The following is an 11207-nucleotide window of genomic DNA, read 5'->3' on the forward strand; positions in this document are numbered from 1 at the left end:
CGTGAGCTTGTGTGCGAAATTTTCGCGATTCTTCGCACACAACCTCACGTTCGCGTTCTCAAGACGTAAGGCGTTGCACCGCAGCGGATATCCGCTCGTCCGTCGCCGTCAACGCGACGCGCACATGATGCGATCCGCGCGGACCGTAAAACTCACCGGGCGCGACCAGGATTCCCCGCTGCGCCAGCCACGCGACGGTGTCCCGGCACGGCTCGCCGCGCGTCGCCCAGATATACAACCCAGCCTCGGAGTCATCGACCGTCAGGCCTGCCGACTGCAACGCCGGCAACAGCGCAGCCCGTCGGCGCGCATACCGCTCGCGCTGATCACGTTCGTGCGCATCGTCGTCCAGCGCGGCCACCATCGCGGCCTGTATCGGCGTCGGCACCATCATGCCCGCGTGCTTGCGCACCGCGAGCAGCTCCGCCACGACCGCCGGATCTCCGGCGACGAACCCGGCGCGATAGCCGGCGAGCGACGACGTCTTCGACAGCGAGTGCACTGCCAGCAGCCCGGTGTGGTCTCCATCGCAGACGTCCGGGTGCAGCACCGAGTACGGCTGCGCGTCCCAGCCGAGGCCCAGATAGCACTCGTCGGACGCCACGAGCGCTCCGCGGTCACGCGCCCATCCAACGACCTTGCGCAGGTGTTCGACACCCAGCACTTTGCCCGTCGGGTTACTCGGCGAATTGACGTAGATCAGCGCCGGCGATTGCGGGCCGAGCTGCGTCAGGGAGTCGGCGCGCAAGACCCGGGTGCCTGCCAGCTGCGCCCCGACTTCGTACGTGGGATACGCCAATTCGGGCACCACGACGAGGTCGTCGGCGCCGAGCCCGACAAGTGTCGGCAGCCACGCGATCAATTCCTTGGTGCCAATCACGGGCAGCACCGCGTCGTCAGCCAGTCCGGTGACGCCGTATCGGCGATTCAGCGCCGCCGCGGCCGACGCCCGCAGCGCGGGAGTGCCTGCCGTCGTCGGGTAGCCGGGCGCACCGCTGGCCGCGGCCAACGCCTCGCGAATCAGCGGCGCCACCGGATCGACAGGGGTGCCGACGGACAGGTCGACGATGCCGTCGGGGTGCGACTGCGCCAGCGAGGTGACGTCGGCCAGGGTGTCCCAGGGGAACACCGGAAGCGACGCCGACACCCGCCGGCGAGCCACGTCAGGCCTGACCGTTACGAGTCCTCACCTTGAGGCGGAAGGTCCTTGACCGACTGCGGGTCGTTCTCGGTCAGACCCACCTTCGACGCGCCGCCAGGCGAGCCGAGCTCGGCGAAGAAGTCGGCGTTGATCTGGGTGTATCCGCTCCACTGATCGGGCACATCATCTTCGTAGTAGATGGCCTCGACAGGGCAGACCGGCTCGCAGGCGCCGCAGTCGACGCACTCGTCCGGGTGGATGTACAGCATGCGTGCGCCCTCGTAGATGCAATCGACAGGGCACTCCTCGATACACGCCTTGTCTTTGATGTCGACGCAGGGTTCGGCAATCGTGTACGTCACTGGGAACTCCTCAAGTCTCCTCGATCTCCTGTCCAGTGGGGCTGCCAATCTGGTCGGGCCCGCGCTGTGAAGTCGCAGCAAGTATCCCAGCGGATACCTGGACGCCTGTCTCAGTGTGCCCTAACTTCCGCGCCGCCCGGTTAAGGGTGGCGCGTGGTTACTGATACTAGACGTAGCACATACAGCTCGCCTAGTGACACACGCCTACTGAATTTGTCGCATCCCGACACCGGTTCGCGGCCCCCGGGAATAGTTCCGGACTGTAGTCCGCTTTGGTGGATGAGGCGTTGGAAAGGCCGACGCCCCGAGGTGAAAGAGATCCACATGACTTCGACCTTTGACGCGACCGCAACCACTGCGCTCGGCGCCGGCACTTGGGCCATCGACCCGGTTCACTCGTCGATCGGGTTTTCCGTACGCCACCTGATGGTGAGCAAGGTGCGAGGCAACTTCGAGAACTTCAGCGGTGCGATCGTCGTCGGCGAGGACGGCGCTGCGTCGGTGACGGCCGAGATCGCAGTCGACTCGATCAATACGAACAACGAGCAGCGCGACGCGCACATCAAGTCGGCCGATTTCTTCGATGTCGACAAGTACCCCACCGCCACCTTCACGTCGACTGGCGTGCGCGCGAATGGCGACACCTATGTGCTCGACGGCGAATTCACCCTGAAGGGCATCACCAAGCCGATCAGCCTGGATCTCGAGTTCAACGGCGTGAATCCCGGCATGGGCCACGGTGAGGTCGCCGGCTTCGAGGCCTCAGTTGTGTTGAACCGCAAGGACTTCGGCATCGATATCGACATGCCGCTGGAAACCGGTGGCGCCGTCGTCGGCGACAAGGTCACCATCACGCTGGAGATCGAAGCCCTCAAGCAGGCCTGACGTCGCGTGGGGGCCGGGGTGTCAGCCGCTCCGGCCCCACACCGACTGCGCGCCGGCATCCCCGATCCGGTACACGCCGACGATCGACGACACACCGACCGCAAGCGCAACGACCGCCACGACGACGGTGGCGATGGTTCTCCGTTTGTCGGACCTGCTTTCAAGAAAGTGCAGGACGGCCAACGCGATGGCGACCACCAGCAGCGCGGCCGAGAAGTAGATCATCCATTCCCCGCGCTCGGCGTGCTCTTGAAGTATCGGGCTGGGCTGTTTTCTCTGGTCGTAGAGCCACTCGCCGGCTTCAGTGGTGAACGGCGTGAGAATGAAATTGACTGCCGCAAGCACAAGCACGAGCCACACCAGCCGTTGACGGGCCGCAGGCCACAATGCGCACAGGATTGCCAGCAGCGCGACCAGCGGCGCAAGCACGACGATTGCGTGAACCAATAGGGCGTGCGCGGGCAATCCCGCGATTGTCGTCATGGACGCACCCTATTCGGCACTTACTGTGAATGCGCTGTAAGTCTTGCCTACGCCGCCAACGGCGCATACGTCGTCGTGCGCTGACGGGCGGGGCGGCCGATGCCCGCGGCGATCTCGACGAGTTCCTCGACGGTCTTGGCCGAACCGAACTCCGAACCGGCCATCCGCGAGATCGTCTCCTCCATCAGCGTGCCGCCGAGGTCGTTGGCGCCGCCCTGGAGCATCACCTGCGTACGCTCGACGCCGAGCTTGACCCAGCTGGTCTGAATGTGAGAGATCCTGCCGTGCAGCATGATCCGTGCCAACGCATGAACGGCGCGGTTGTCGCGATGGGTCGGGCCCGGACGCGCGCCGCCGGCCAGATAGAGCGGGCTGCTCTGATGCACGAACGGCAGCGGCACGAATTCGGTGAAGCCGCCGGTCTGGTCCTGTATGCGGCGCAACACGTTCAGATGCCCGACCCAGTGGTGGGGCTGATCGACGTGGCCGTACATCATCGTCGAGCTCGACCGCAGCCCGACCTCGTGGGCCGTGGTGACGACCTCGATCCACATCGAGGTCGGCAGCTTGCCCTTGGTGAGCACCCAGCGCACCTCGTCGTCGAGGATCTCCGCGGCGGTGCCGGGGATGGTGTCCAGTCCCGCTTCGCGCAGGCTGATCAGCCATTCGCGAATGCTCAAGTCGCCCTTGGTGACTCCGTTGGCGATCTCCATCGGCGAGAACGCGTGCACGTGCATCGAGGGCACCCGCGCCTTGACCGCCCGCACTAGATCCGCATAGCCGGTCACCGGCAGCTCCGGATCGATGCCGCCCTGCATGCACACCTCCGTCGCCCCCGCGACGTGGGCTTCCCAGGCGCGGTCCGCAACCTCGTCGGTCGACAGGCTGTAGGCATCGGCGTCGCCCTTGCGCTGGGCGAAGGCGCAGAACCGGCAGCCGGTGTAGCAGATGTTGGTGAAGTTGATGTTGCGGTTGACGACGAAGGTGACGTCGTCGCCGACGGTGTCGCGACGCAGCGAATCTGCCAGCGCGGCAACGGCATCCATGGCCGGCCCGTCGGCGGTCGCCAGCGCCAGATACTCGTCGTCGCTGCAGCCGGCCGGGTCCCGCTCGGCCGAACGCAGCGCGGCCAACACGTCGGTGTCGATGCGCTCCGGCGCCCGCGCCGCCAGTTCGTGCACCTTTTCGCGGATCGACTCCCAATCACCGAACGCGCTACCCAAATCGCTGCGCGTCTCGGTCAGCCGGCCCTCGGAATCAATCGCCGCGTGCAAGTCGGTGCGGCCCAACGATTCGGTCGCCTCGTCGGGCTCCTGCCACGGCCGGCCCACTGGGTTGATGTCCAAGGCGAAGCCGGTATCCGGGTCGGCCAACGCGTCGACATGTCCGTGCACCCGCGGATCGATCCACGCCGCACCCGCCTGCACATACTGCGGTTGCGCGGTGAGCCGCTGCACCAAGTCATAGCCGGCCTCGGCAGTAACCGCCGACAGCTCGTCCAATGCCGGCCACGGCCGCTCGGGGTTGACGTGATCCGGCGTCAGCGGCGACACACCGCCCCAGTCGTCGACGCCCGCGCCGATCAGCGCGAGACACTCGCTGCGCGACACCAGGTTCGGCGGCGCTTGAATCCGCATCTTCGGACCCATCACCAGCCGCGTGACCGCGACTGTCGCCAGGAAATCCTCGAATCCTGCATCCGGCGTCGACGCCATCGCCGTGTTGTCCTTGGCGCGGAAGTTCTGCACGATGACTTCCTGAACGTGCCCGAACTCCTTGTGCGAGCGGCGAATCGCGTGAATGGTCTCGGCTCGCTCGTCAAGCGTCTCCCCGATGCCGACAAGCAGTCCCGTGGTGAACGGGATCGAGAGCCGACCCGCATCGGTCAAGACCCGTAGGCGTACTTCGGGATCCTTGTCCGGGCTGCCGTAGTGGGCCAAGCCCTTGGTCTCGAACAAGCGCCGCGATGTCGTCTCCAGCATCATGCCCATCGAAGGGGCCACCGGCTTGAGCCGCGACAGCTCCGACCACGACATCACGCCGGGGTTCAGATGCGGGAGCAGACCGGTTTCCTCGAGCACCCTGATCGCCATCGCCCGCACGTAGTCCAGCGTCGAGTCATAGCCCCGCTCGTCGAGCCACTGGCGCGCCTCGTCCCAGCGGGCCTCTGGCCGGTCGCCGAGCGTGAACAACGCTTCCTTGCAACCCAATTCGGCGCCGCGACGCGCGACGTCGAGAATCTCGTCGGGTTCCATGTACATGCCCTTGCCCTGCGCGCGCAGCTTGCCGGGCACGGTCACGAAGGTGCAGTAATGGCAGGTATCGCGGCACAGATGCGTGACGGGGATGAACACCTTGCGCGAGTAGGACACCGGCAACCGACCGTTCGGCCCTCGGCGGCCCGCTGATTCCAGGCCTGCATCCCGTACGCGCGCGGCACTCGCACAGAGATCCGCGAGGTCGTCTCCGCGCGCGGTCAACGCGATCGCTGCCTCGTCGACGTTGAGGGCTACGCCGTCACGAGCCCGTCGCAACACGCGCCGCATGGCGGCAGAGCTGGGGGCACCGGACTTCGGAGGCACCGCAGGGCTGGGCAGATCGGCGCCGCGGTGGGGGTTCAGAGCCACTCCCGTGTAACCCCGGCGTCGTCGAGAATCATCCGCGTGTCTCACAATCTGAAACCACTGCGCCTCGCATATCGGCCACAGTAGTCCCGGCTCGACGCTGCCGTGCGCGCCCGTCCTCCGAGGTGTTGGTGAATGTCGCACGGCGGGTTTAACGCCCGCGTAAGTTCACAGCCGGGGGGACCGCAGTCTGCGGGAGGGGTTCTCATGGTTCGTTCTGTTCGTTCACTTCTGGCGGTTGGCGTGGCAACGATCACCGCGGCGACCATCGCGTTTGTGCCGTCGGCCAAGGAGCCCGTGCCGACGGCGCCGCCGAAGGGTGTCGTGGTCGCGTCGGCGCCGATACAACTCGCCGCGCAGGTCCAACCCATCACGCCCGTGGTGACGGCCACGAATCTGCCGGACCTTCTCGTCGAATGGTTGCAACGGATCACGATTCCGCCGAGCGCCAGCCAGCCCTTCCCCACACCGCAGTTCCCGCCGGTGGTCACGCCCACTTCGATCGGCACCGGAATCAAATCGATCTACAACGCGGTCGAGCCGTGGGTGCAGTGGGGCTTCGACCTGGCTGCCTACGCGGTCGGCTGGGTTCCGTATGTCGGATGGTTGGCGCCGCAGATCACGATCTTTTACAACTTCGGCGAGCAGATCGTGCGCAGCATTACGTTCAACGTCGCTGACTGGCTCGACGGGCAGATCAGCTTCGGCCAGGGGCTGGTCAACGTCGGCGTCGACACCGTCAATGCGTTCATCTACCTCGCCAACGCCCAGCTGGCCTTCTGGTTGCCGCCGCTGCCGCCGATTCCACCGCTGCCGCCGATCTTCTTTCCGTTCTCGGCACCACAGGCGACGACGACCGCGTTGGTCGCCGACACACAGGTCGCGACGACGACGCCTCCGGATGGATTGCAGGACAACCAAAAGCTCAGCGAGATCAAGGAACTGAAGTCGGCAGACCAGACCGCCGACCCCGAAGCAGGGACCGCGACGGGTTCGGAGAAGACGGCTGTCGACGCGAAGGATGGGACGCTCGCCGCGACCGATACGAAGACCACGGAGTCCCCGGACGTCTCGAATACGGAAAAGAAGAGCACCACGACGCCGACGGCTAAAGACGGAACGGAGTCGTCAACCGACGCCTCCGCAACGGACGACGGGTCCGCGACGCACCATGACGCGGCAGCCAACCATGACGCGGCAGCCAAGCACGACGACGCGGGTCAGAAAAAGGACGGACCGAAGGATCGATCGTCAAACGGTACGGACTCGACGCCACAGCACCAGGGCGGGCGGCAGAGCACCCAGCACGATCAATAGCAGCGGCGCATACTCCATGACCCCGACGCCGCCGAACACGATGTCGTCGCCCGGCCCGCCCAGCGTCAGCCCCGCGACGGTCAGCAGCCAGCACCACAACGGCAGTGCGGCCAGCCGAGGACCCGACGTCCACTGAAGAGCCGCCCACACCAGCGCCGCATTGACCAGACCGCTCACGAGCGCGCTGATCGGAAACGGCACCGATCCGATTCGAACGGGAAGGAAAAAAGCCGCCGCCACCGCGGAGAGCACACCATCGACGGCGAGCAGCGTCAGCACGACGGGCCGCAGCCGCGCCGGTTCAAGGGTTGCTGTCAGGTCGGGATGCTGTCGAGTAGGGAGACGAGCGACCCGATCACCCACTGCAGGTTGTCTGCGCGGTCCTGCCAATGCTGCAGGTTGGGATCCATGTCGGGGTCCATTGCCATCCCTTCCACACGCTGGGTTGTTGGGCAGCTTACCGCGCGTCGCTTCTGCTATTCCAGGTTCAGCCCGGCGAGCAGGTCGGTTTCCCATCCGCGGGTGTCGCGTTCTCCGGGCGTTCCCGAGGCGAGGATGTAGTGCTCGACCGGCCCGATCGGTAACGCCATGTTGTTCGACAGCGCGCAGGAGCGTCCGTCGGGCGCGACGGTGACCTGGGTGGCGTGTGCACGCAACGACGCGACCTTGGCCGGCAGCCGGTCGGGCACCTCCATGACGGCGTCGATCGCGTCGTCGGGATAACCGAACGGCACGTCGTCGATCGAGACCCGAATCCAGTCCGGCGGCACGTCCTCCAATGCCTGCAGTCCCGCCGCCATCGCGGACTTCGACATCACTGTCCAGTAGACCTTGGGAACGTTCCACGGGTCGCCGGGAAAGTCGTCGCCACCGGATGCCGCGACGGCCGCCATCGTCACCTCGTGCGCATGGATGTGGTCCGGATGCCCGTAACCACCGTGGGCGTCGTAGGTGACGACGACGTGTGGGCGCAACTCGCGAATGATGGCGACCAGCGCTCCCACGGCTTCACGCGGATCGGCGTCGACGAACCTCTGCCGGTGTCGCGGCGGCGTGCCTTCCATGCCGGAGTCGCGCCAGCGGCCGGGACCGCCGAGGAAGACCGGCTCATCGACGCCGAGGGCGTTCAACGCGGCGGTCAACTCGCCGATGCGGTAGCCGCCCAGCTGATCGGCGTGGTCGACGGCGAGCTGCGCCCAGCGCTCGCCGATCACTTCACCCTCTTCGCCGAGCGTGCATGTGACAACGCAGACCTGCGCTCCCCGAGTGGCGTAGTGCGCGATCGTCGCACCCGTCGTCAAGGTCTCGTCGTCAGGATGTGCATGCACGAACAACAGACGCGGCGTCTCCATTCGCACAAGCTTGCCCGTTCCTCGGCGCTGAAGTGACATAGATTCAGCTCGTGACACGGCGCACCGTTGAGTTCGGATGCGCGATCGTCCTTATCGGCCTACTGGCGGGGGTCGCCGGTGGCGCCACCACCCTGCTGCTGCACAGCGTCGAACACCTCACGTATCACTACACATTCGGCACGCTGCTGACCGGCGTCGGCGGAAGCAGCCCGGTGCGCCGCGCGTTGGGCCCGATGATCGGCGGGGCGCTCGCGGGCTGTGGTTGGTGGATTCTCCGGCGGCGCACCTCGGTGCCGTCGTTGTCTGCGGCGATCAGAAGTCCTGACCCCCTGCCCCGTTGGTCGTTGTCGATCGACGCCGCTTTGCAAGTGTTGCTGGTCGGCGCTGGCGCGTCGCTTGGCCGCGAAGGCGCTCCGCGCCAATTAGCCGCTGCGCTAAGCGATTTCGGCACATCACGGTGGTCACTCACGGCTCGTGACCGCGAGATTCTGCTGGCGTGCGCGGCCGGCGCAGGCCTTGCAGCTGTCTACAGCGTGCCGCTGGGCGGTGCGTTGTTCGCCGCGCGGATCCTGCTCGGGACGTGGCATCCCCGCGCCGTTGGCGTCGCGCTGATCACGTCGAGCCTCGCCGTGGCCGTGGCGTCCCCCGTGACCCATCTCGAGCATGCGCTGACGTGGCCGGAGGCCAAACTGTCCTACCTGTTCGCGTTCCTGGCGTTGGCGATCGCGCCGTTGGCGGCCGCGGTGGGCCTCGCGTTCGATCGCGTCATGGCCGCCGCGCGACCGCGGGTACAGCTGGCCTCCTGGGTGCTGATCCCATCCGTCGCGGCCGCCGGCCTGCTGACCGGAATCTGCTCGATCTGGTGGCCCGAGTTGCCGGGCAATGGCAGGAGCATCCTGACGATCAGCGTGAACAGTGGCCTGACGCTGGGCGCCGCGGCCATCATCTTGGTGCTGAAGCCGCTTCTGACCGCGATATTCCTTCGCGCGGGCGCGGTCGGCGGCATGCTCACACCGGCGCTGGCCACGGGTGCTGCCGCGGGCTCGCTCGCCACGCTGGTGTTGAACCACTTGGCGGGCACCAACATCCACGTGTCGGCGGTGTCGTTGACGTGCGCGGCGGGCGTGCTGGCGATTACGCAGCGGGCGCCTTTGTTTGCGGCACTGTTCGTCTGGGAGCTGGCCCGTCCGCCGTACTGGCTACTCCTGGTGTTCGCCATCGCGGCCTACGCCGCGCACGGACTGCGGGTGCTTCGCGAGCGTCGCGAGGCCGCCGAGCCGTCACACGGCTGACGCGGTTTCGCTCCTGGTGCTTGCGATTGCAAACACGGACGCGTTGTCGCCGACCTTCGGCGGGCCATTGCCCTGTGCCAGGGGCTGAACCCGGACCTACTGAATCGGTTGCCCTGCGAAGCGTTGCCGCCGTGAAATCCCGGCAAAGAGTCCGCGCCGACGGATAACGGCAAAATTGACACTGTAGTAAGACCAGATGACAAGCTCAGCTAATTAACACCCGTTAAGCAATCTGCTCACGTGAGCGCGTCACCACGAGAACGGGCTTCGGATTTCCTTCTTTGCCGAATAGGAGTGAGCCTTATTTGGTCAGCTAAGTGTTGAGAGTTTCTCGCAAAAACCCGTGCCGAATTAATTCGGTGGAACGTGTTCTATTTCGACCTTACTTGCGAGTAAATTATGGCCGGCTGAAGTCACAGCTATGTCAAAAGGAGATGTCATGCAGGTTGCTGTCCGTCCCTATCTCAACGCGGGTGTCGCGCTTGTCGGTGCGAGTGTGATCGCCGCGGCACCGGTAGCGGCGCCGCCGATTCACATCGAAGTCCCGAAGGTGGTTTCAGCGGCAGTCAACCTGACTGCGGCAAGTGCGCTCGACGCCTATGCGGCGTTGCTCAACAACACCATCAACAACACGGGAGCTCTCGCTGGTCAGGCATTCGCGCACGGTGTCGCGCCGCTGTTGCAGCAGTTCATCGTGAACCAACTGACGTTGGCTCAGGGCCTCAACTCGGCTTTCAACGAGGTCTTTTCCTCGTCCAACCCGTCCGGCCTGCCGGCAATACTTCAAACGGCGTTGAGTCAGCTCGCTTCGGGCCACATCCAGGCCGCGGCCGAGACGATCTCGACAGGCGTCATCCAGGTGGCCTTCCCGTTCCTGCCGCCTTTGCTGCAGCCACTGAATAACTTTGTCGCTGTCATCGACCAACTGCCGAATATCGCCCTGGTTGCCGGTATCGGCTTGATAAGTCCGCCGCTCGCGCTGTTGCAAGCAGCCGGCGCCGCTATCCAATCCGTCGTCACCGCAATTTCCACCGGTGATATCGGCGGATTTATCAACGCCGTGATCAGTGCACCCGCGGTCATGCTCGACGGTTTCATCAACGGATATCAGCCGACCCAGACCGGTGGATTGCTCACGCCGGGCCTCGGAACGCTCAGCATCCTGGTCAACATCAGGGACATGATCGTCCAGGCGATCACCCCGCAGGCCGCTGCGACGACGACTGCGGCGAGCACGATGGTGACGTTGAATGTGCCGTCGACGACAGCCGAGGCGACCGCCGCGGCTGCGAAGACGGCCGAAACCACGGCCACTGACGCCGCGGCAACCGCTGCTGCGACCGACGCGACAACCGCGCCCAGCAGCACGGAGACTGCCGCTGCCGCCGCTGCCGCAACGACGCCGTCGGCGACTTCCACCGAGGAAGCGACGTCCGGGACAACCGCGACGGAGGTCAAGGCCGACGCCACCAAGGCCGACGAGGCCAAGACGGATGCGCAGACGAAGCCGGCGACCAGCACCACCGACGCCAAGACCGACACCGATACGGCCAAGGGCGACAACAACACTGGTAAGTCCGGCACCGACGCCAAGACCGACACCACCAAGACGGGCACCGACGCCAAGACCGACACCACCAAGTCCGGTGCCGACACCAAAGCGGGTGCCGACACCAAGGCCGGTGCCGACGCCAAGGCCAGCACCGCCAGCAAGTCCGGCGACTCCGGCAACGAGTAGCCGACCGACAAAC

Annotated in this window: 10 protein-coding genes; 4 read left to right on the forward strand and 6 right to left on the reverse strand. The window is 65.7% G+C overall.

What is annotated here, in order from left to right; translation table 11 throughout:
* Nucleotides 1–58 precede the first annotated feature (58 nt).
* On the reverse strand, nucleotides 59–1147 hold the full coding sequence (dapC, locus tag ACWW36_RS01115; protein ID WP_456142325.1) for a succinyldiaminopimelate transaminase: 1089 nt from the start codon (nucleotides 1145–1147) through the stop codon (nucleotides 59–61).
* Between the two features lie 29 nt (nucleotides 1148–1176).
* Nucleotides 1177–1503, reverse strand: a complete 327-nt coding sequence (gene fdxA / locus ACWW36_RS01120) for a ferredoxin (protein ID WP_353382732.1) — start codon at nucleotides 1501–1503, stop codon at nucleotides 1177–1179.
* A 324-nt stretch (nucleotides 1504–1827) separates the two neighbouring features.
* On the opposite strand from fdxA, the gene ACWW36_RS01125 reads away from it, so the two are divergent.
* Nucleotides 1828–2388, forward strand: coding sequence for a YceI family protein (locus ACWW36_RS01125; protein WP_456139784.1), 561 nt, complete (start codon nucleotides 1828–1830; stop codon nucleotides 2386–2388).
* Between the two features lie 21 nt (nucleotides 2389–2409).
* Here ACWW36_RS01125 and ACWW36_RS01130 read toward each other — a convergent pair whose 3' ends face one another.
* Nucleotides 2410–2871, reverse strand: coding sequence for a DUF2231 domain-containing protein (locus ACWW36_RS01130; protein ID WP_456139785.1), 462 nt, complete (start codon nucleotides 2869–2871; stop codon nucleotides 2410–2412).
* Nucleotides 2872–2918: 47 nt separating this feature from the next.
* Entirely contained in the window at nucleotides 2919–5498 is a 2580-nt protein-coding gene (locus tag ACWW36_RS01135) for a bifunctional FO biosynthesis protein CofGH (protein ID WP_456139786.1), read from the reverse strand.
* Between the two features lie 240 nt (nucleotides 5499–5738).
* Here ACWW36_RS01135 and ACWW36_RS01140 point away from each other — a divergent pair, with 240 nt between their 5' ends.
* On the forward strand, nucleotides 5739–6812 hold the full coding sequence (locus ACWW36_RS01140; RefSeq protein ID WP_456139787.1) for a hypothetical protein: 1074 nt from the start codon (nucleotides 5739–5741) through the stop codon (nucleotides 6810–6812).
* Here ACWW36_RS01140 and ACWW36_RS01145 read toward each other — a convergent pair.
* Both ACWW36_RS01145 and mshB read right to left on the reverse strand, forming a co-directional pair.
* Complete coding sequence (locus ACWW36_RS01145) at nucleotides 6747–7175, reverse strand: hypothetical protein (RefSeq protein WP_456139788.1); 429 nt, start codon at nucleotides 7173–7175, stop codon at nucleotides 6747–6749. The two genes, ACWW36_RS01140 and ACWW36_RS01145, sit on opposite strands and share 66 nt — an antisense overlap.
* 113 nt (nucleotides 7176–7288) lie before the next feature.
* Nucleotides 7289–8164 carry an N-acetyl-1-D-myo-inositol-2-amino-2-deoxy-alpha-D-glucopyranoside deacetylase gene (gene mshB / locus ACWW36_RS01150; protein WP_456139789.1) on the reverse strand — a complete coding sequence of 292 codons (876 nt, stop codon included), beginning with the start codon at nucleotides 8162–8164 and terminating at the stop codon, nucleotides 7289–7291.
* Between the two features lie 50 nt (nucleotides 8165–8214).
* Between mshB and ACWW36_RS01155 the strand changes: the two genes are divergently transcribed.
* Together ACWW36_RS01155 and ACWW36_RS01160 are read left to right on the forward strand one after the other, a co-directional pair.
* A complete protein-coding gene (locus ACWW36_RS01155; RefSeq protein ID WP_456139790.1) occupies nucleotides 8215–9456 on the forward strand; it encodes a chloride channel protein in 1242 nt (413 codons plus the stop codon).
* Nucleotides 9457–9895: 439 nt separating this feature from the next.
* Entirely contained in the window at nucleotides 9896–11194 is a 1299-nt protein-coding gene (locus tag ACWW36_RS01160) for a hypothetical protein (protein ID WP_456139791.1), read from the forward strand.
* Nucleotides 11195–11207: the final 13 nt, after the last annotated feature.

This window comes from Mycobacterium sp. MMS18-G62, from assembly GCF_053877835.1.

Bases quoted from the DNA above. Each gene is read 5' to 3' on its own strand.
- ACWW36_RS01125 (WP_456139784.1), top strand. From the start codon at position 1,828: ATGACTTCGACCTTTGACGCGACCGCAACCACTGCGCTCGGCGCCGGC.
- ACWW36_RS01130 (WP_456139785.1), bottom strand. From the start codon at position 2,871: ATGACGACAATCGCGGGATTGCCCGCGCACGCCCTATTGGTTCACGCA.
- mshB (WP_456139789.1), bottom strand. From the start codon at position 8,164: ATGGAGACGCCGCGTCTGTTGTTCGTGCATGCACATCCTGACGACGAG.
- ACWW36_RS01160 (WP_456139791.1), top strand. From the start codon at position 9,896: ATGCAGGTTGCTGTCCGTCCCTATCTCAACGCGGGTGTCGCGCTTGTC.